The sequence below is a fragment of the Litoreibacter sp. genome (assembly GCF_058136045.1).
Genome location: NZ_JBYVDD010000018.1, coordinates 16,156 through 37,178, shown reverse-complemented (window position 1 = coordinate 37,178; position 21,023 = coordinate 16,156). Strand labels below are relative to the sequence as shown.

Genomic DNA, 21,023 nt, shown 5'->3' with positions numbered 1-21,023 from the left:
AAATGATGTCATCACCATTGCCGGCCGAGACCTCATCGTTGCCAGCGCCCGCATAGACGGTGTCGTTCCCTCCGGTACCGAACAATACATCGTTGTTTTCGGTACCTTGGACCGTAACACCAAGAGTTGGCTCCGGCTCCTCTGGCGGATCAGGATCAACTGGTGGCTCCGGCTCCTCTGGCGGATCAGGATCAACTGGCGGATCAGGATCAACTGGCGGATCAGGATCAACTGGCGGATCAGGATCAACTGGCGGCTCTGGGTTGACTTCGGGTACGCTCGGCGCATTGCCCACATAATAATGCTCCACATCATTGAAGGTTGCGGACACAAAATCTTCAGCACCAAGGCTAGAGCCATCCGCACTAAGAACATTCAGAGTTATGTCGCCATAAGAAATCATAGCCCCCGATGCCGTCGACGAGATATCCAACTGCGATAAATTTCTGAGCAGCACAAATCCGGCAAATGACATCTCGTCCACTCCGGCTTCAAAGTCAGTAATCGTTCCGAGTGACCCCGAGCTGCCATAGCTCGCCTCAAATATAAACTGATCTGCCCCCGCTCCGCCCGTCAGCTCCACATCCATGGCATTAGCAACTAATCGGTCACCCCCCTCGCCACCCGAAACAGCGCCCCCCACGTCGCTGGCAACATAGGTCCGGCCAAGCTCTGAGTAATGAAACTCAAAGTTTGAAACCCCTGCTTCATGCTCACTTGCCACAAATAGGCGAACCATATCGCCGTCTAATGTAGCCACAATTGAGCTTACCCCCGAAAGCGATGTCGCAACCGTGTCTATAATCGTGTCGAGATGCACCAAGCGCCCTGTCGGCAGCAGCTGCAATATGCTAACACCGCCGTCTGTCCCTGCGGCAAAGACCAGCACAGTTCCATCTACTTCAAGTGTTGCCATTGCGGTAACACCTGCAAACCTTGACGACAGGTTGTCCGCCACATGATCCAATGGCACTAACAGCCCATTATCAGAAACCGACAGCACCGATATTGAGGAACTGTCGCTGCTCCCAACAAGGACCATTGCCGCACCCCCCACTTGTGCACCGATCACGATTTCTGGCTGATTCAAACCAAGCCCAGTTTCAACGCCCACACGATCAACCTCAAGCAAAGCTCCGTTTTCCTCGATCCGATGGCTCATCACTGCGTCGATCCCCGAAGCGCTTACAATCAACCATTGCTGCCCACCAGCCTCGACCACCGCTACATCGCGCAGCAACACCGGCTCGTCAGTTGGTGTTGCAAACACTATCTCATGTGCCGACTGCGCGACGCTCGCGCCTTCACCGACAAGCCGATCTATCGTGATCGAGCTATCATTTCCGCTCAGTGTATAGGAGTAACGTCCTTGCCCCGTTTCCGCAGTTACACACGCGAAAATTGGGCCGTCCATCTGGCTGTCAAAACTCCTGACAGCAGTGGGCACAAAATTCCCCCCGTCATCCAGTCGAAGAATCTGGGACGATGCGCTTGCAAACCCTGTTATCCAAACCTCCCCGGGCGCCACGACCTCAACCCCCGCATCGCTGCTGACTGACAAGCCATCCATCTGGAAAACATCGCGTTGTACTAATTCGCCACCAGCTACTAGTTCAAAACTAACGAAGCTACCACTTCCACCATATGCAGATACAAGGAACTGGCGCTCCCCATCCGTCCAAGCAACCAATTCGGATATGCGCGATTGCGCGTCCACCCCGAGTAGTTCGACAGTTGTTCTCGTAACAATATCCACAGCGGTCCCCTAAATTCCGACGTGTAGATTGCTCTAAGCCGAGGGCAGACAGCGGGTTCAAACTATGGCAATACATGGCCGCTTAGAGAGGTTTTTACGAGGTTTGTTCGGGCATCACCTCAATGGCGACCGCCGCAAGGGAGATTGACAGGACCATCAACATGCACCAGACGAAGCTACAAAGCACTGATCTAGGGGGCCACTCTGGATGAACGGAACTTAAGCAGAGGCTTCCCATATATGAGCCCGTCTTCTCCAAGCTGCGCAGTGGTAATATGCACCTTTAACGGTGCATCGTATCTGCGCGAGCAGCTTGAAAGCATCGCCCGACAATCAGTATGCCCAACAAAAATATTCGTTTCAGATGACGGCTCTAACGACGACAGCGTGCAGATCACTCGGGACTTCATGACGAGCTGGAAGGGTGGAAAAACCTACTGCCTTTTAGGACCAAATTCCGGCTATGCTGCCAACTTCCTATCAACCCTTGCGCAAGTTGATCCAGACACGCAGGTGACCGCATTATCTGATCAAGATGACGTCTGGCTCGAGGACAAGTTGGCCCGTGCATTCGATATGTTGAAACCTTTCGAAGATACTCCTGCCCTTTACGGCGCCGCCACATCAATCTGCGACGAGAACCTCAACGTCACTGGAATTTCCCGTGCCCTCAAGGTGCCGTTGGGCTTCCGACATGCTATCAGCCAAAATTTCGCAGGTGGCAATACGATGGTTCTCAACAACGCGGCTCTGAATTTGGTTCAAACCGCGTCGCAAATTTCAGGTCCCGTTCCAGTGCATGATTGGTGGATTTACCAACTCATTTCAGGGGCAGGTGGCCATATTATGTATGACAGCCGCCCTTGCCTTCACTACCGACAACACCTCCACAATGAAATTGGGAACGCTTCGGGGGTAGGGCCTGTCGTCAAAAGGTTTCGCCGAATGGTGCATGGCGACTACAAAACATGGAACTCCGCAAACTTGATGGCTTTGGACAATTGTCGACCGCTATTAAGCGACCACAACAAACAGGCTTTGAATGAAATCTTAGACCGTCGAAGCCGCGGCTTCGTGCGAAGAGTATCACTGTTGCGAACCCCTGGATTGTACCGACAAGGCGCCCTTGGCCAGTTGGGTCTTGCCGCGGCCCTTGCGCTAAACCGCTTCTAGTCGAGTAAGGACAGTAAATATTGACCATAGCTGGATTTTTTATACGTCTTACTATGTTTGCGTAGCATGTCAGCATCAATCCAGTTCATCTCGAAGGCTATTTCTTCAGGGCAACCTGTTTGCATCCCTTGGCGCGATTGCAGTGTGCGCACAAAGTTACCCGCGTCTAGCAGGCTGCCATGCGTGCCCGTATCCAGCCAAGCAAACCCACGACCCATCGTTTGCACGTCCAATGAGCCATCCGCGAGATAGGCTTGCAGCAAAGTCGTAATTTCCAGTTCTCCCCGTTCAGAAGGTTCGATCTGCGCCGCGCGTTCCGGCGCGCTGCCATCAAGAAAATACAGGCCCGTAACGGCAAAATTGCTTGGTGGAACTTTTGGCTTCTCAATCAAGTCGACAACTTTTCCATCCGCGTCCATTTTTACCACACCGTAGCGCTCAGGATCGGTCACGCGGTAGCCAAATACAGTGCCACCGGCAGATGAAGCATCTGCCGACTTCAGCATGTCAGGCAACCCGTGACCAAAGAAGATGTTGTCCCCCAAAACCATGGCGCTCGGCGCCCCATTCAAGAAGTCTTTCGCCAGTAAATATGCTTGTGCCAGCCCATCGGGGCTGGGTTGCTCAATAAAGGTTAGGGAAATACCCCATTGGCTGCCATCACCCAAAAGGCGCTTGAACTGCTCTTGGTCTTCAACAGTGGTGATGATGGCAATTTCACGGATACCTGACAGCATAAGAATGCTAAGCGGATAATAAACCATAGGCTTGTCATATATCGGCATTAACTGCTTAGAAATACCTTGGGTGATCGGGTACAGACGCGTACCAGAACCGCCTGCCAAAATAATGCCTTTACGGTGCATCATGATTATCTTCTTTCAATTTTGATCCTACGCGGACGCATCCAGCTCCATCAGAATTTCCGCCAAGTTCTGACGCCACTCAGGCCGTTCAACCCCAAAGGTCTGCGTCAGCTTTGTGCAATCCAAACGTGAGTTCAAAGGGCGCTCCGCCGGTGTCGGATACTCCGCGGTCTCAATATCCGTAACGTCTACAGCGCGATTGGCTAGGGTGAAAATATTACGTGCCAACTCAGCCCAACTCACGTCGGGGGCTCCACTGAAGTGATATACACCTGAGTTTTCATTATCTTTCACGCGCAGTTGTGTTGCAATTTTCATGCAGACCTTGGCGATCTCGGCCGCCGGCGTCGGTCCACCATTTTGATCGGCCACAACGCTCAATCCGTCCCGCGTTTCTGACAACCGAAGCATAGTTTTGATGAAGTTGTTGCCATGTGCCGAAATAACCCACGACGTGCGCAAAATACAATAACGGCCACAAGCTCGTGCGACCCCCGCTTCACCCGAAAGTTTACTCCTCCCATACGCATTGAGAGGCGCAACCGGGTCAGAAGGCTTAAAGGCCATTTCTCCCTCCCCAGAAAAAACATAGTCAGTAGAGATGTGAACAAATGGAATATCCAACTCCGCACACGCCTGCGCCATTGCCGTAGGTGACCCTCCATTGATCACTGTTGCCACGGCCTCCTCTTCTTCGCAGCGATCAACAGCGGTATAGGCGGCAGCATTAATAACAGCATCGGGTGCAGCCTGTCGGATAGCATCGGCACAGGCCAATGGATCCGCCAAATCAGCTTCTGCTCTGCTTAGGTTGGTTACTTCGTCAAAGCGGGCCAATTCACAAGCGACCTGCCCTGTTTTTCCAAAAACAAGAACCCGCATCAGTTCTTGCCCAATCGCGCACCAACGCCGTCTCGATTCAAAAGCGCCTGCCACCAGTCTTCGTTGTCTAGATACCATTGAACTGTCTTACGAAGACCTTGCTCGAGTGTGACCGAGGGCCTCCAACCCAACTCCGTGCGAATGCGCTCTGGATCAATCGCATAACGCAGATCATGGCCAGGTCGGTCAGCGACAAAGGTTATCTGTTCGGCGTAGCTGTTGTCCTTGGGCCGCAACTCGTCCAGCAGCCCGCAGATCATTTGAACGATCTCGATATTTTGGGCTTCGTTCTCGCCGCCAATGTTGTAGGTACGCGCGGTAATCCCCTCGTGAAGAACCGTCAGCAGCGCGTCAGCATGATCTTCGACGTACAGCCAATCACGCACGTTATCACCCTTACCATAAACTGGGATCGTCTTCCCAGCCAGTGCATTCAAAATCACAACAGGGATCAGCTTCTCAGGGAAATGATATGGCCCGTAATTGTTAGAGCAATTCGTCAACACATACGGCAAGCCATAGGTTTCACCCCACGCGCGCACCAGATGGTCAGACGCCGCTTTCGACGCTGAGTAAGGGCTGTTTGGATCATAAGGCGTCGTCTCAACAAACTGCCCTTCTGCGCCTAAAGACCCATAGACTTCATCGGTTGAGACATGGTGAAATCGAAAACTTTCCGAACGGCCAGCAGCAGCCCAATATTCCAATGCAGCCTGCAACAACGTAAAGGTTCCCATGATATTTGTTTGCATAAAAGCCTGTGGACCATCAATAGACCGGTCGACATGGCTTTCAGCAGCAAGATGCATCACAGCGTCAGGCGCGTGCTGCTTGAATATCCGTCGCATTTCGACGGCATCGCAGATATCTGCCTTTTCAAAAGCGTAGCCCGTTTCGCCCTCTACGGTGTTTAGGTTTTCAAGGCATGCGGCATAGGTCAGCGCATCGACATTCACCACTTGATGCCCGTCGCGAATGGCCTGTCGTACGACTGCCGAACCAATAAACCCTGCACCACCTGTGACAAGAATTTTCATACGAAAAGAATCCTATTCAAACGGTGAAATAAAATCTGCAAACACCGGAGCTTCCGTGTCCTTTGCAGATAAAATAGCATTGGCCGCATCAATACCCCAGTCTATCTTTAGGTCAGCGCTGGCAAAATAAACTGCCCCATCACACTCGGGGGCATAAACATCCGAACATTTGTAAAGAACTTCGGAGTTTGGCTTCAAAGTAGAGAATCCGTGAAGGAATCCTTTAGGCACCAAAAGCTGCGCACCGTTTTCGGCGCTCAGCTCTACGGCAACATGTCGGCCGTAGGTCGGAGAGGATTTACGAATATCTACAGCGACGTCGATAACGGCTCCGGCCCCACAGCGCACAAGCTTGTCTTGCGCATGAGGTGGGCGTTGATAATGTAGCCCACGGACAGTTCCAACATCCGCTGACAAGGAATGATTATCTTGCACAAAGTCGGTGTCGATTCCTGCTGCACTTAAAGTTTTCCCACTCCAGACTTCCGAAAAATACCCACGATCGTCGCCAAAGCGTTGAGGCGTAATAATTACAACGCCTTCTAGGATAGTTTTTTCAATCTGCACAATATTATTCCTACTCTTCAATCAGTCGGACAAATATCAATGTCGTGGCGAGGTGTCACCCACCCTTCACGAACACTGCTTAATCCGAACCCTGAACATACTGCCTGTAAGCCGTATAGGTCCTGTCCTCGTTCTCCACTTGACGTCTAGTTAATTTGATTGGTGACCCCAAAGCCGGCACCGATCAAGCTAAGAACCGTGCGCACGTTGTTGATCGGACTTTCAGTTGCATAAACAACGTCCTTGGGATTAACGCGAAACTTACCTGCACTAAACAGTCCGTCTGCAGAGGTCAGGTCCATCGTAAACACGACACGAGCATTCTCCGGACCAGATATGCCATCTGCGCGGACCGCTTTGTCGGTGTACTCACGTAGAATCAAGATACCTTCAGGGTTAGCCCGACTATCAGACAGCCCCCCCATCAATGACACTGCATCCAAGGCGCTGACATATTCTTTCGGAAAGGTGATCAGCTCTTCTTTACCAGAGGCTCCAAGGGCCAAGAAGTAGCTTTCATCCTCAGCCACAACAATCTTGTCTCCGCTGCGCAAGGTCGTATCAAGAGACGGCGACTTCAGCAGCTTGTCCAATGACATCGCGTAGGTTGCGTTGCCACGGAGCAATCGAATTTGTGGATTACTAAAGCTATTCCTCGCGCCGCCGCCCAAAGACAGGGCGGTCAAGACTGTCATGTCGCGCTGCTCAATAGGAAATGTTCCAGGATTGTTCACGCCTGACACAAGGCTCACCGAGTGGCGCGCTCCCGCAACTGAACTTAATTGCACCTGAGCCGAGGGCGACACAGACAAAAGTGCGTCCTGAATTTCCTCACGCGCCCCATTGTCTGTCATCCCGCCAATACGGACAGAACCGACGTAAGGTACAAACACTGTCCCGTTCGTCGACACACTAATGGCCTGAAGTTGGGCAACCTTTTGCTCTCGTGCGGTTAACAGTGAGTTTTCATCACTGTCCCAAACCGCAATGTTGACCTTATCGCCAGCCAAGATAACACGTCCAATTGGACCACCTTGCTTGCCAACCCAGTTGAAGCGACTCACACCACCTGTGGAAGGCCATTTTACAAAGCGAGGCAGCAAGTCTTTAGTAACCGGATAGACAGCAATTTGAGCGTCTTCATCGTTAGCACTTTTGGTGATTTCAGTCTGCAAGGCGGCGCCGCGTGGCAAGGCACAGCCAACCAACATCGTAGCCGCAATCAACACACCAACCGATTTTCGCCATAGCGCCATGTTTTCCCCCAGATAGTCGAAACTGCCACCTTGCAAATGGAATAAGCGGAGTTAGCTAAAACCTCAACACGCAAGTTCCCAAATGCCATACGTGATTTCGCTTATTCCACTACATATCGAGGCTAGCGTGCTAAAAGGCACATATAAAATCAGACCAGTGACTCCTTGCAAATCCCCTTTTGCTCAAAGCTGGCGCAATGTAGGAATTTCAGCATATCCACCAATACAGTCAGCCTTAAGAGAGCGGAACCTCTTAGCTCTTAGCCGGTTCAATGCGACTGGACAAAAAACCATTAACCCTAGCGGTGTTGTCACGTCAAAAGCCCCCCGCTAAACGCGAGGGGCAAAAGGCCATTAGGGAAGAACTTAGTAGTTAACGCGCTCTGCTGCTGAATCGTTACCCAAAGCAAAGAGGCCCAGCAAATCGTTTTCTGCACGGGTTGCATGACCAGCAGCCACTTCAACGCTGTTCTCTGTGGCCGAGTCATTAGCTTGTGCGCCAACAAGTTGTGTTTGGAACACGTTGCCCGTTGAGGTCGCGTGAACGACGCGCTCTGCGGCGGAGTCGTTACCAACAGCGAAGTATGTTTGCACGTCGGAAACATCTGCTAGTGCCGGAGTTGCGAGTGTCAGGGCTATGGTTGCTGCGATAATAGTTTTCATTTTACGAACTCTCTTTTTCAGGCTGTGGCCCGGTGTGTGTTGTGGCGTTTTGCCGTTTGGTGAGATCAATATGAGGCACCCTCGGGCACGATCCCATGTATGGATTGTTGCGTTATGTGGAGATTTGCAAACACTCTCACTCTTAGGTTTTCCGCCTGACGGAATGTGTAACCTCAGCGTGAGGAACCTCTCGCGCAGTGTTGTTTTGCGAACTAAACCAGCACTAAAATCTTTGTGCCTACCATCCAAACGGAGGCATGAGTCCTCGTTATTACGGCGCAAAACTGCGGGTTGTCGCAGGTATGCATGACGCAGGCGTCGTCGCATCAACATAACAGCGTGTTTGAGAATACCCCTTGGCCTCGGCCCAAGCCGCACTTTGGGATGGGTCCATCCGCATCGGTGAAAACCCTTCGACGGGGTGGCAGTCTTGCGCCAAATTAGCACGGGTTGTCATTGCCCAGAACATGTCTTCCTCAGACGACAGATCCACATCCTGATCAACGAAGACCACTGTTTTAAGGAACGGAAAAATCTCAATCATTTGGCGCGTTAACGGTTCGAGTTTGACCTCATGCGCGTCACTCAGCGCAACGAAAAGCAATAGCATTCCGCCACCAGAAAACGAGAACCGCAGATCAAAAATATGCGCGCCTTCGCCACAGGAACCAAGGCCAAGCGCTAAAGACAGCGCACCCCCCAATCCAAGAATCGCGGATTGTTCACGCCCCGGGCCGACCACTGCCTGTAGCATCGCATTCGGTCGCTGTGAGATAGCGTTCAATTTGATCAAGTGAAGCGGCGCATTGGCGTGGCCGTCATATCCGAGAAATTCGGGCATGGACACGCCTGGTGGCGCGGGTTCAACAGCCTCTTGCACCGTATCTTCCTGCAACTCGCCGTGCAACACAAGGGCACTTTGGGTCAGGTATGCAGCGCCACCATTGGGCGCGTCCGATAGCATAATTGGCTCTTGTGCCAATGCCCCTGCCAACGACAATTTGTCGAACCGGGAAGGCAATTGACCCGTGCTTGTCGCTGATGCAATTGCCACGGCGGGTGGTACCCCGATATTGATAGAGACTGACAAGGATTTACCCTGCACCCAAGCTTCTTGTGCCATATGTCTAAGGTGCCTGCTTGTCAGCATCGAAATACCCAACAAGTCGGGGCCAAGCACAAGCATGCGGTGCGCCGACAGGGCAAGCTCCTGACCATCTGCACCGGCCATGACGAATCCCATGGTGACATAAGGCCCCGCATCACGAACAGTGATTTTGGGGAGCGGCAGATTGCCTAAGTCAACCCTGTCCCACAGTTGATGCTCACTGGTAGCTGGAATCGGCGGAACCGGCGATAGCTTTGATGCCGCTTGTGGTATCCGCAAGCCGGCCAAGCCCGGAAGCCAAGATCGGATACGCTCGTCGCACCCGTACAACCCAAACAGCAAATTCGGCGCGCCGTCTTGGGGGTAAAGAACTGCTGGCTCCGGCCCGCCGCGTGGAGTCGCAGGCACGCCAGCATAGTTTTTCACAAAATCGGCTGCCGCTGCGTCTGCTGACAGCCCCCGATTGACAAAGAAATGCCCCGCATCAGCGGGACAATTTCTTAAGGTATTTAACGCCGCAACCATATCAGTTGCGGCGTTGATTTTTGAATTATTCAGCTGCGACATTCGCCACTTCCGACATGCGAGGCTGCATCTTGACCTCTTTGAACTGAGCATAGAGCATCAGGACAGCTGGGCCGATGAACACCTCGGACAACAGAGCAAGCAATGCGCCCGACGCCATCAGCAAGCCGAAGTTTTGGATGTTCGACATCGACGACATGGTAAACACTGTGAAGCCCAACATGACCACGATCGTAGTGGTAAACAATGCCCGACCGATTTCGCTCATGGCGTTACCGATTGCATCATCCATAGCTTCACCATCACTCAGGCGCTGCCGCACATTGTAGAAGAAATGCAACGTGTCATCCACGATCAGGCCAGTAATGATACCACCAATCAGAACCGTAAATGTGTCGAGAGGGATGTGCAGGTAGCCCATCATGCCCAACAGCATCACAAACGGAGCAACGTTGGGGACCATGCTGACCAGACCTAACCCAACGGACCGCAGGGCAACTCCCATCAACAGCGTCACGAGTACCAAGGCAAGACTGTAGCTGATGGTCATGCTGTCCAGAACCTTTTTAGAGGTCTTGGCAAGCAGGGCAATCAAGCCAGTGCTTTCAACGGTCGCCATGTCACCAAGGGCCGTTTCGAAGTTGGTCTCAATGGTCGAGATCACATCCGAGTACAGCTTGGCTTCCAACCATGGCGTCTGGAACGATACGCGGCCTGAACTGTAATCCATGCTAACATAACGCTTCATGTCATCAATGCCCTGACCTTCCAGCAGCAGTATCTGATCCCAGATTTCTTCCTGACCAGGAATGGTCCGCGCAGCAAGGTCGCCGTCGTTGATGGCTTGGTTGGTCTCTTCCACGAAAGAGATGATGCTGGTGTGACGTCCAATCGGGATATCAACGGCCGCGTAGGATTCACGTGCAGTCTTCTCGACCGCTTTCAGCAATGTCTCGTTGCGGAAGTCAGTGCCTTCAGTTGGCGTGATAACTATTTCCAAGTTCACCGTGCCTTGGAAGTTGGCATCGATATATTCGGTCGATTGCCGCGCACCATTGTCTTCGGGCAGCCACAACAAAGAGTTGTGCGAGTAGCTGAGTTGGAAGATACCCAGAGCCGCAGCTAAAATAACGCCGCCACATATTGCCAGCGTTGCCCGTGGGGAGTTTGCGCTGACCATAGCGCCTTTGCGCATAATGCTCGCAATGGTGCCAGCCTTCTCGGTTTGGCGATCAAGATAGCGTTCAGGTAAGGTGCGGAAAACAAGCGTCGCCCAAACCATGGCCAAAAGGTAAGACAGGCCAACTGAAACGGTACCGAACAGGCCCAAAGCGGTGATAGGTGCCAACGGAGCAACCGCCAAGCCAACAAGACCGCCAGCCGTCGTCAGGGCAGTAAACAGGATCGGCGTGTTTGCCTTTTTGACTGCTGCCTTCAGCGCGACTAATCCCTCCTTCTCAGCTGCCCGCGCCTTTAACAAGGTGGCTATGAAGTGGATGTAGGTACAAAGTCCGACCACCAACGTCATCGGGATCAAAAGTTGTGTCGGAGGGGTCATTGCGACACCGCTCAAAGACAATGTTGCTAAGGTCGACAAAATCGCCATCACAAAGGACACGAATGCCCCAACCGCGATCAGGAAGCTGCGATGCAAAGCCAGCATGGCCAAGACCGTCAGGATCACACAAGCCAGCGTAAAGCGCGGCATGTCTTGCTCCATCATCTTCACAATCTCGGTGCTAAGCACAGGGGCGCCTGCAATATAGACATCGAAACCCTCGCCTTTATACTTAGCGACGATCTCGTGTGCGGCTGCGGTCATTTCCGCGTAATGCGGCCCGCCCAAAAATTCACGGTCTTCCAGCGGTGTGAATGCCACTTTACAAGTTACACCGTTAGCAGGATCCGGCACACAATCAGTAGGGGACAGCGCGTAGCGGTAAGGCTCAATCACCACAGCGGCAGTTTTTCCATCCTCCGAGATGATGAAGTTATTATACAGCGGGGTCGCCATGATCCGTTCGCGTAGCTCTTCTGGATTACGCCCACGCGCAAGCATATTGCGCACCAGCTCTTCCAGATAAACACCGCCATCCTCATGTTCGATGAACGGAATGTTATACAGACTGAAAATTTCCGACACGTAAGGCACGCCGTCAGCTAACTCGCGGTGCATCTGCGAAAACTTAGTTAAAAATTTCGTAGAAAACACGTCGTCCGCGGCGACCGCAACTATTAGCCGGTTATCTTGGCCAAATTCGCGCCGCATCCCGTAATATGTACTTAGAGCCGGGTCAGATTCATGCATGAATGCTTCGACGCGGCCGTCTTTTTGAAGGTTAGGTATATTGGCAGCAACGTAGCCAACAAAAACAAGTAAAAGGATGATAAAGGCTTTAATTCGGTGCGAATAAACGATCTGAAGAAAGCGGGAAATCATGCTTTCGACGAATGAAAAAACATGCATGGCTCAGGCTCCTGAACAAAATGAGAATATTTGAAGCGCGGGAAGGGAGGATTCCCGCGCTTACACTCCTTGACTTTTCGAATCAGTTTCCGGCGCCGGGTTCGCTACGAAAGCTCCGGAAGTCAGAGGAGGAGGAACCAAGGTCTTCAATCTCGAACCAAGAATCTGGCAGGCCAATATTGAAGTGCTCAGCTTCAGTTTCAAAGTCAGAAAAGGACACAACACGGCCTTCTTTGATTGTCGACACCCGGTAGCGTCCTGGCGCAAAGACACCATCAACCCAACGTAGGTCCAGCGTTTCCAGAACGCGCTGCTCGTTAGGCGCGTCGGCGTTGAAGCTGGAATAAATCGGCATGAAAGTTTCGGTGTCAGCCCACAATTCGCCATCACGCAGACCAAGACGAATGACTTCATCTTCCGTGTTTGGGTTTACATACATTTTGTAAACTGGGTAGCCGTTAAATTCGCCAGTGCCCAAGAGTTTGCAATCATAATCAACGGCTTGGCGGATCAACATTTCGCCAACCGCAAGATCAGAGCCATACAGGCGCTGACTGAGGTCTTCCGACTTAACGTCAATGACTTTTTCAGCCGATGGCAAGTAAACCCACACTTTATCTGGCACGGCAGGCTCAAAGCTATCGCGGACATATGATTCGACGTCCTTCAATTCGGCAGGATCAAGTACCAACGAACGCAGTCGGCGATTAATGCCGAAGTTCTTGTGGGCTGCGGCGATACGGCGGGTTTTGATCGCACCAGTTTCATCAGTAATTTTCATGTGCACGATGCGCCAGCTATCATAACCGTTGTAACGGTTCTGCACGGCTTTCATCACGTCACGACAATCGGTCATTAAAGGTGAGGTTGGTGTCGCCTTTTCAAGAATCGGAGCGTTGTCAGCATCGGCAACAGCCATACTGCCAAAATTGATTAAAGCAGTAGTCGCCAATGCAAACAGGGAGGTTTTGGAGAAAGATGTCATTAGTAGTGTCCTTTAGTTCAAAAACAATGAAATAGAGTTTATTATCTCTCCACTAACTTGAAGGACGCGCCGCAAAAAACAAAAAAGCGTTTGATGGGATTGCCTGAATATTTCACACAAAATAATTTTATAGAAGTCATTTTTGACAGTTTATGACGAACGATTACCAAGAATTTTATTTTAAACCACATGAAAGGGGGTGATTTTGTCCTGAAATCTGTGACTTGGCTGTTAAGGGTATAAAATTTGTGTCATTTTATGTTTAGGTCAGTGATTGTATGTGAAGTTCATAAATATCTCGATCAAATATTCGACACTATGTAACGTCGCAATCTCGTAGCCTCATAAGAGTTAATCAAGACTCGGATTGGACGGCTACGATGGATTTGAAAATTTGCGGCGTCACTAATTATGAAGAACTCGACATTCTAGGTCAGGAAGGTGCAAAATATGCTGGTCTATGGACTGGCATTAATGGCCACCCGCGAAATCTGAAAGATACCAAGCTTTTGGAATTAGCGGAACGATGCGATGTCATCACTCCAATTGCGGTTTGCATTAAACGTCCAGTCACCGACCTTTGGGATTTATTAAAGAGTACAAATGTTCGTCACGTCCAGTTGCATGGCTTTAATGCGCCGCGCGACATCTTATTTTTAAAGGACAAAGGTTTGACCGTAATTAAAACGGTCCATGTTGACGACGCTGGCACCTCTCCCATTGAGCGTATGATTGACGCCTATCACACAAACGGCTGCGACATCTTCTTGATCGACCGTTTTGGAGGACGCCATGAAATTGGCAGCAGTGGTGTTAGTCTCGAAACCCAAATGGTGCAGCGCTGGATCGATCGTTTGGGCGGGGCCCGGACATGGCTGGCAGGGGGCTTAACCGCCGATCGAATCTGTGACCTTTCCGAAGACTCCGGCATTGAAACTGTCGACGTCGACTCCGCCGCCCGATTGAACGGCGGCGAGATTACTCGCAAAGCGGCACGTCTACTCGTGACTGCTTCCTCTCCCACCAACTTATTTCAGCAGGTTACGCTATGAACACAATGACCAACTTTGCGGCAGAGCTGCACATTGAAACCCTCAATCAGACCGACATGCGCACGCTGTGTCCGCTTCTCATGGCCGGTGATCCGACCTTGGATGACACACGAAAGATTTTGCAAAGCTGTGTCGATTTTGGCGTTGGCATGGTCGAGCTATGCATTCCATTTGAAAACGCATTCACTGATGGTGAAACATTGGTCAAGGCGCACAAACGCGCGTTAGCCCACGGCGCGACCTTAGAGGCGGTCCTCGACATGGCCTCCGAATTCACCGATCAAATCAAGATCGTGCTTCTAGCAGATTCAAGCCATACATTGCGCCCCTACGGGTTTGAAGCCGTGTGTAAAATGGCGCGTGACGCAGGTATGGTCGGCATTCTGCCCCATGGTCTGCCCCCCTCAATGACGGATAGGTTCCACGCCGCCGCGGATAATTGCATTCCGACTGTCGGGACGATTTATGCCAATGCAACCCCTGGCACGCGTCGTCGGGTACTCAAAAAAGCGTCGTCCTTCATCTATCTTGTCTCTGCATACGGGCGCTCTGGCGGAGCGTCGAAGTCTGGTGATCTGTCTTGTCAAATTAGCGCGTTGCGGAGCAAAACCGACTTACCAATCGCCATCGGCTTTGGCCTCAAGGATAAGTTAGACGTCCGCAAAGCATTTCAAAGCGGATGCGACATTGCAATCGTCGGCAGCGCGGTCTCGAACGCGGTCGAGCAAGCCATAGATGAGGGCAAGGACCCTGCTATCGCCGCTGCCCGTTTCATTGGAAGCCTCAACCGTGAGGCAACAAGATGAGCGCTCTTGACCGCCGGATGCACCCAACAAACAGCGTGCTACGCCATTGCAGACGTGATGAAGAAGGCGTCTCAAGACTGATCGTTGACAAAACCCACCCATTTTTCTTCGACCATCCGTTAGACCACGTTCCCGGCCTACTTCTGTTGGAAGGCGCGGTTCAGGTCGCGCAATCCCAGGCAACGGAAAGCTGTTTTGTAAGCTCGATCTTTGCCGATTTTAAACAGTATACGTTCTTCGACAAGGACGTGTTGCTGTACACAACGATAGAGCAAGGCGTGGATACAATCGTCTACACCACCAGAGTTGAACAAGATGAAGTCACGCGGGCCACGATCCGTGTCGCCTTGACCAGTTGCGACCAAGTCGGTGGCGACAACCCATTGTCACCATTCCTTGCGTCACACTTCTTGACCGGACTGTCGCCCTGCACCAGCCGCGCACTAAACAAGCAAAGCCCCGAGAATGTATTGATCTCAACACCTGTGTTGTCCGACGGAAAAGTCACTGCACAATTGATGCCTATTACGCAAAAATGCCTATTCTCTGATTCTGCGCAGGCGGTGCATCCGCTTTACCTGCTTGAGGCCTTCATGCAGGTGCAGCGGTTTTTGAACGCCCACCAAGACGGCGACAAACGCATTCGCGACATTCTGACTGGCATCTCCTTCGAGCAAACTGCACCCATCGCTAACCTTGAAGGCGGCGTAACCATCGATGGGGCCCGCGGGTTTGTCAGCGTTGGCAAAAACAGGCTGACCCGAAGCGCATGGCTGAAGTCTGGCAAGCGTTTATTTGCGAAATGCAGCATCCGCACCGTGCGGCTTGCGACCAAATCTAAGGCCAAAATTAAATCTGAAACACCACAACACGCATAAGGAACATCTAATATGGATCCTGTCCACATCATTGGCGCCGGCATCTCCGGTCTTGGCACCGCACATTACCTCGCCAAACAAGGCATTCCCAGCATCATTCATGAGGTTGGCTCTCATATTGGCGGGCGCGCAGCCTGTATTAAATCGGGTGAACACTCGTTCGAAATTGGCGGTAAAAACTTCTCCAGTGCATGGACCCGCTTCAATGCACTGCTAGAAGAATTCAACATCACCGAATTCGAGGACCAACATCCAGGTTTTCATATTGTGATGAACGATACGTTGGTTGCACTCCAAAAAAGCAAAACACTTGCCGGAGATCTTCGACTGGCCTCATCCATCGGGACACGAGGCGCATTTCAGTTTCGCAACTTTCTGGCCTTTGCCAAACAAAATGCCGACAAGTTGAACTACACGTCTGGCTTGATCGAAAAGGTCGAAAAAAATTGGGATCACACCACGATCAACAATCACTTCACCAAGAAGCTGTCGGACGGGCCGTTGCGTCTGTTCTCCATCATCATGGGGGGGGCAGAACCATCCGAGCTTTACCCATCGCTGATGATGCTCTTTGCCTCAGGCTTTGGCAAAGGGTCGCATCACGCAATAGCGGGTGGGATCGGTCAGGTTCATGACAATCTTGCTGCGGGCAAAGACATCCGTTTTGGCTCCCGCGTGACGCGCATCCTGACCCATAATGGTCATGTTGCTGGGCTGGAACTAAAGGACGAGAAGGGGTCTCATATAGTGCCAGCCAGCCGTGTTATTTCTACGGTTCCTGCGAATGTGTTCAAGCGCTTGGTCGAGTTGCCAGCCTATGGTCGCGTCGCGGTCGAAGCCCTGCGCTACTTCCCGCTGGCCCTGATCAACGTAGTTTATGACGCACCTGTTTTCGCAGAAGGTGTGCATTCCATCATGTTCGAGCCCGGCGCTCCGCTAGGACATTGCTCTGCCAACCGGCTGCATACCCCCAATCACGTCCGCTACACCCTATCAGGCAAGGCCGCTCGGGAAATTTTGGACGAACCGGATCACGAGTTGGTCAGGATCGCCGAGGAAACATTCTCCAAGCGCATGCCAATCAACGCCAAGCGCCAAGAGGTCCATATTGCGCGCCACCCAGGCGGCATCTGCGGGTACGCACCGCACTTCACCCAACTGAAGAAAGACCTCTTGCGAAGCGTGGAGACAATCTCCGGCCTCGAAATCGCAGGCGACTATCTGGAGGGGCACACCATGGAAGGTTGTCTGACATCAGCTGACCTTGCCGTGTCCCGCCTAATGACAACAAGCACCCAACGGTCGCAAGCCGCATGACCCTGTTTGATGACATTAGGTCAACACCTCTCCCCGCCCCGTCCCACCGGGTAATTATCTGGGCTGCGAGCGCGTGCGCGGTCATGAGCGGGGCGGCAATCGCTCCGACCATCCCCGCTATTGAGGCGGCCTTATCCGGCACGGCAGGTGGCTCCTTTTTGGGCCGGGTCGTGCTGGTGATACCCGCCGTTGTGATCATGTTGACCGGCCCTTGGATCGGCAGGCAAACAGGCCGAGTTGATCAGCGTTTAGGCTTTGTAATTGCACTTTGCGCTATGGCCGTGTTCGGCGCCTTAGGCGGGCTGGCAAACGGGTTTGGTTGGCTGATTGCTACCAGAATTGGCCTTGGCGTTGCCACAGCGGCCACGCTATGTTTCGCAACGGCTGCCATAGCGGTGTTGTTTCAGGGGCCAGCGCGTGGGTTAGTCATCACCCGGCAAGCCGCCGTCAACACGTTTGGCGGCGTTATCTTTGTCTTGCTGGGCGGGTTGTTATCGCAACTCGGCTGGAGAATTCCGTTCTCGCTCTATTTGCTGACTATACCGGTGGCATATTTCGCTTGGGCCCTCGAGTGGCAACCACCAACAGCAACATCGCACCAAGCCGATATGTCCGACACCGGAAGCTGGCGCAGCATACAGATCCCGCTATTGATGGTGGGGATGGCAATGACTGCATTCTACATGATCCCGACGCAAGTGCCGTTCCTGATCGTCTTGGCCGATAACTCCGCGCTGTCGGGGCTGGCAATTGCTTGCGCCACTTTGGTAAGCGGCATCGTCTCACTGAACATCGAGCGGCTTACTGACATCGCTGGCCCCGCTGCGATCACCTTAGCCGCGGTTTTCATAGGGGTTCTAGGCCTGATTGATCTAGGGTTGGCCTCATCGGTCTTTGCAATTTTGCTCGCCGCATGTCTGGTTGGCATAGCTTTCGGCGCTGTTCTACCGCTCTTGGTGAAACAGCTTATGGCCGGGGGAACCCCTAAAACCGCAAATGTTATAGCAGGGTTCATCGCATCCGCGCTTTATGCTGGCCAGGTCGCTGCCTCGGCTCTTGCCCTAGGCTTGAGTCATATAGGTGCGGAGCGTCTACCGTTCTTCGCAATGGCAGTGATTATCCTTCTGACGACAGCCGCTATCATTCATAAGGAAAAGCTAGGGCCGATCGCCAGATGGATCTGGGATCACTTAGCGTAAGCGGGACGGCAAAAACTTAAGGCTCGTCTGTCTGGAGCGGCGGGTGAGTGCCCTCAGCGCGTACAGAACTTCATCAACCTGCGCGGGCTGAATCGCGTAATGATCCGCACCACTGTCCAGAAGATTGACTCCCTCGTCCCGCTTGCTTGGGTCAAGGAGCACCACGATGGGGGTCATCGAGTTAATAAGTCTTAAAGATTTGCACAGCTCATGCACAACCAGAACCGGAACGCTTTCCAATACAATCAGCGCTGAAATAACACCGTGATCAAAGAAGTTTTTCACCTCCTGCACTCCTGTCACATGCAGGGGCTGATATCCCCGCCAGTTCAAAGACCGCATCATAGTCACGCCTTGCAGCGAAGACGGGCCAAATACTCCAAGTGTCTCACCTCCGACAGGAGGACCAAGGGCGTTATTGTTCATTTTGTTACCGCAGTCACGTTGCTGGCCGCCTCTAAGAAGCAAAGCGTTGTTTCAAACGGGCTAGCCGGCCCTGACAGCAATGCTGTCCCGACCAAAAATCCGTCAAACCCAATCGCCTTAGCTTGCCTAACATCATCCGGGGCCAAAAGCCCGCTTGCGCTGACCAATAAATCGTCATGAACAGCCCGCGCTGCTGCATAAAGCGTCTCGCCAAATGCGATGCCACCGTCATCGGTTTCCTTGCTTCGGATATCGCGATTATTGATCGCCAGAATAGCGCCGTCAGGCAAATCAAGCCCGTCCAGTTCAACCTCAGAGGCCGCCTCGACAAACGGGGTTAGTGCCAGCGCCAGTGCATCACGCGCTAGGCGCACGACATCCGCCTTACGCAGCAAAGTACAGGTCAGGAGTACAGCGGAACCACCCGCCTCTCGCGTCTCTTCCAGGTGCCGCTTTGACGTGATGAAATCCTTCCGAAGCACAGGAAGTCCAGTGCGAGCCATCTCAGCAATCATTCCCAGATTGCCCCCGTGCCATGCTCCAGTTGTAACCGACAGGCAGCGCGCGCCAGCCCTTTGATAATCCCGTGCGACAGACCCAACCGAGCGGGCTGCCAAAAGCGGCCCCACCTTCGGTGAGTTAGGTTTAATCTCGGCAATGAGCGCCGCATCGGCCCCTGCCAACGCATCGTAAAATGCCGTTCTCATGCAACTCTTTCCACCGTGCGTCTGCTTAGTTCGGCAAACGCCTGCACTTGTTTAAGTTTTTCATAGGGCGCGCCCTCCGCGAGGCATTCCATCGCCATGTCGGTGCCGTTTTGCAAGCTGCTGGCGTAGCCGCCCACATATAGCGCGGCGCCCGCATTCAAGGCGACGGTTTGGGTGCAGGTTTTGTAGCCCCTGCCACGCAAAATATCTTTCATTATGGCCAAATTGACATGCAATTCGCCGCCAACTAAAGAGTCTACATCGCCGCCGCCCAACCCCAGATCTGTAGGATACAAAACTTGCGGCTCATGGCTGTCAGAGCTCACAATCCGATTGACACCCACACTCAACAACTCGTCCACACCTGCCTCAGAATGGACAATGAGCGACCGAATGCTAAGGCTGCTAGATATCTGGTGCATCTGGTCAAACAGCGCCAAACTTGAGGCGCCCACAACGCTGCCACACACCTGATAGGGACAAATCATCGGGCCAAGCGAGTTCACAAAACGTCCGATGATTTTAAAATTCAGCGGCATCGCCGCAATTGCTAGCCGTTTGCAGATCGGCGCGTAACGACTAGTCGACGCGAAGGCCATGCCGGTTTGCCCCAGCATATCCTCTGTGATGGTGTCACAGGAGGGGCCGGAAAGGCCCAAAGCGTTCAGAATATCGCCTGATCCAACCGAGCTGGAATAGGCGGACGAGCCTGATTTCAGAACCCGCCCACCCGCAGCGGCCACAACAAAGGCGGCAGTAGTAGAGATGTTGAAGGTCGCCCTACCGCCGCCAGTCCCAACGATGTTCACCGCTTGCCGCGAACCCTCGATGGCCACTGGGGGGTAAGTCTCGCGGATGTAGCTTACAAAGCTACGCATCATCTCCACGTTGCTTGTGTTTGCCGAAAGCGCGGCGAGTACAGCCACTGTTTCGACTTTGGGCCGAAGACCGGAATCGGTGACATCCCAATAGGCGATCATGTCTTTTTCTGGGGGACATTCGCCTGCGATAACTGCGGCGGCAACTTGGTCAGGTTTCATGGCCTTCGCTCCTTTTTGGGGTTACGGCGGTCTGCTTAGACAGCCACTTTCAGCTGCTTTCTGGTGATCATGGCTTCGATCAAACCGATTGAGCGGTACAGATCAGCATCCAGCTCGTCTGGAGTGATGTTCAAGTCGAATTCGCCCTCTAGGAACGCGATCAGCTTGAGCACACCCAGGCTGTCAACAATGCCTGTGTCGATCAGGTCCAGATCTACGGCCAGATTTTCGGGGCTGATGTCGGGTGCAAATTCTTCAGAGATAAAAGCACGAAGGGTAAGGTAAGACATTGGTATTCTCCTGAAAGTATAGA

Annotated in this window: 19 protein-coding genes and 1 pseudogene; 6 read left to right on the top strand and 14 right to left on the bottom strand. The window is 52.6% G+C overall.

What is annotated here, in order from left to right; genetic code table 11:
* Positions 1-1,756, bottom strand: a pseudogene (locus AC3Y7R_RS16830) (hypothetical protein); the annotation flags it as partial.
* Positions 1,757-1,996: 240 nt separating this feature from the next.
* Between AC3Y7R_RS16830 and AC3Y7R_RS16825 the strand changes: the two are divergent.
* Complete coding sequence (locus tag AC3Y7R_RS16825; RefSeq protein WP_490043231.1) at positions 1,997-2,929, top strand: glycosyltransferase; 933 nt, start codon at positions 1,997-1,999, stop codon at positions 2,927-2,929.
* On the opposite strand, the gene rfbA is transcribed toward AC3Y7R_RS16825, so the two are convergent.
* From rfbA to AC3Y7R_RS16780, 9 genes are all read right to left on the bottom strand, one after another.
* The gene (rfbA, locus tag AC3Y7R_RS16820) at positions 2,926-3,798 is read right to left on the bottom strand and encodes a glucose-1-phosphate thymidylyltransferase RfbA (protein WP_490043230.1); all 873 of its coding nucleotides are present in this window, start codon (positions 3,796-3,798) and stop codon (positions 2,926-2,928) included. The two genes, AC3Y7R_RS16825 and rfbA, sit on opposite strands and share 4 nt — an antisense overlap.
* Positions 3,799-3,822: 24 nt before the next feature.
* A complete protein-coding gene (gene rfbD / locus AC3Y7R_RS16815) occupies positions 3,823-4,677 on the bottom strand; it encodes a dTDP-4-dehydrorhamnose reductase (RefSeq protein WP_490043229.1) in 855 nt (284 codons plus the stop codon).
* A complete protein-coding gene (gene rfbB, locus AC3Y7R_RS16810) occupies positions 4,677-5,714 on the bottom strand; it encodes a dTDP-glucose 4,6-dehydratase (RefSeq protein WP_490043228.1) in 1,038 nt (345 codons plus the stop codon). Before rfbB ends, rfbD begins: the two co-directional genes overlap by 1 nt.
* Positions 5,715-5,726: 12 nt before the next feature.
* Positions 5,727-6,281, bottom strand: coding sequence for a dTDP-4-dehydrorhamnose 3,5-epimerase (rfbC, locus tag AC3Y7R_RS16805; RefSeq protein WP_490043227.1), 555 nt, complete (start codon positions 6,279-6,281; stop codon positions 5,727-5,729).
* A 146-nt stretch (positions 6,282-6,427) separates the two neighbouring features.
* Positions 6,428-7,537, bottom strand: a complete 1,110-nt coding sequence (locus AC3Y7R_RS16800) for a polysaccharide biosynthesis/export family protein (RefSeq protein WP_490043226.1) — start codon at positions 7,535-7,537, stop codon at positions 6,428-6,430.
* 366 nt (positions 7,538-7,903) lie between these two features.
* Complete coding sequence (locus AC3Y7R_RS16795) at positions 7,904-8,200, bottom strand: hypothetical protein (protein ID WP_490043225.1); 297 nt, start codon at positions 8,198-8,200, stop codon at positions 7,904-7,906.
* A gap of 271 nt (positions 8,201-8,471) precedes the next feature.
* Positions 8,472-9,875, bottom strand: coding sequence for a UbiD family decarboxylase (locus tag AC3Y7R_RS16790; RefSeq protein ID WP_490043224.1), 1,404 nt, complete (start codon positions 9,873-9,875; stop codon positions 8,472-8,474).
* On the bottom strand, positions 9,859-12,300 hold the full coding sequence (locus tag AC3Y7R_RS16785; protein WP_490043223.1) for an efflux RND transporter permease subunit: 2,442 nt from the start codon (positions 12,298-12,300) through the stop codon (positions 9,859-9,861). Before AC3Y7R_RS16785 ends, AC3Y7R_RS16790 begins: the two co-directional genes overlap by 17 nt.
* Before the next feature lie 82 nt (positions 12,301-12,382).
* Positions 12,383-13,285 carry an outer membrane lipoprotein-sorting protein gene (locus AC3Y7R_RS16780; RefSeq protein WP_490043222.1) on the bottom strand — a complete coding sequence of 301 codons (903 nt, stop codon included), beginning with the start codon at positions 13,283-13,285 and terminating at the stop codon, positions 12,383-12,385.
* A 380-nt stretch (positions 13,286-13,665) separates the two neighbouring features.
* Between AC3Y7R_RS16780 and trpF the strand changes: the two genes are divergently transcribed.
* From trpF to AC3Y7R_RS16755, 5 genes are read left to right on the top strand one after another with little or no spacing between them, the layout of a single operon-like run.
* The gene (trpF, locus tag AC3Y7R_RS16775) at positions 13,666-14,337 is read left to right on the top strand and encodes a phosphoribosylanthranilate isomerase (protein ID WP_490043221.1); all 672 of its coding nucleotides are present in this window, start codon (positions 13,666-13,668) and stop codon (positions 14,335-14,337) included.
* Positions 14,334-15,143 carry a tryptophan synthase subunit alpha gene (gene trpA, locus AC3Y7R_RS16770; RefSeq protein ID WP_490043220.1) on the top strand — a complete coding sequence of 270 codons (810 nt, stop codon included), beginning with the start codon at positions 14,334-14,336 and terminating at the stop codon, positions 15,141-15,143. Before trpF ends, trpA begins: the two co-directional genes overlap by 4 nt.
* The gene (locus AC3Y7R_RS16765) at positions 15,140-16,021 is read left to right on the top strand and encodes an AfsA-related hotdog domain-containing protein (protein ID WP_490043219.1); all 882 of its coding nucleotides are present in this window, start codon (positions 15,140-15,142) and stop codon (positions 16,019-16,021) included. Before trpA ends, AC3Y7R_RS16765 begins: the two co-directional genes overlap by 4 nt.
* 12 nt (positions 16,022-16,033) lie before the next feature.
* Entirely contained in the window at positions 16,034-17,338 is a 1,305-nt protein-coding gene (locus tag AC3Y7R_RS16760; RefSeq protein ID WP_490043218.1) for a protoporphyrinogen/coproporphyrinogen oxidase, read from the top strand.
* Positions 17,335-18,537: an MFS transporter gene (locus AC3Y7R_RS16755; RefSeq protein WP_490043217.1), complete on the top strand. Its 1,203-nt coding sequence runs from the start codon at positions 17,335-17,337 to the stop codon at positions 18,535-18,537. The genes AC3Y7R_RS16760 and AC3Y7R_RS16755 overlap by 4 nt, the downstream gene beginning before the upstream one ends.
* Here the strand turns inward: AC3Y7R_RS16755 and AC3Y7R_RS16750 are convergent.
* The 4 genes from AC3Y7R_RS16750 to AC3Y7R_RS16735 are packed head-to-tail and all read right to left on the bottom strand — an operon-like array spanning position 18,529 to position 21,000.
* Positions 18,529-18,963, bottom strand: coding sequence for a response regulator (locus tag AC3Y7R_RS16750; RefSeq protein WP_490043216.1), 435 nt, complete (start codon positions 18,961-18,963; stop codon positions 18,529-18,531). The genes AC3Y7R_RS16755 and AC3Y7R_RS16750 overlap by 9 nt on opposite strands.
* Positions 18,960-19,670 (bottom strand): beta/alpha barrel domain-containing protein, encoded by a 711-nt coding sequence (locus AC3Y7R_RS16745; RefSeq protein ID WP_490043215.1) that lies wholly within the window; start codon positions 19,668-19,670, stop codon positions 18,960-18,962. The genes AC3Y7R_RS16750 and AC3Y7R_RS16745 overlap by 4 nt, the downstream gene beginning before the upstream one ends.
* Complete coding sequence (locus AC3Y7R_RS16740) at positions 19,667-20,710, bottom strand: hypothetical protein (protein WP_490043214.1); 1,044 nt, start codon at positions 20,708-20,710, stop codon at positions 19,667-19,669. The genes AC3Y7R_RS16745 and AC3Y7R_RS16740 overlap by 4 nt, the downstream gene beginning before the upstream one ends.
* Before the next feature lie 35 nt (positions 20,711-20,745).
* Positions 20,746-21,000: an acyl carrier protein gene (locus tag AC3Y7R_RS16735; RefSeq protein WP_490043213.1), complete on the bottom strand. Its 255-nt coding sequence runs from the start codon at positions 20,998-21,000 to the stop codon at positions 20,746-20,748.
* Positions 21,001-21,023: the final 23 nt, after the last annotated feature.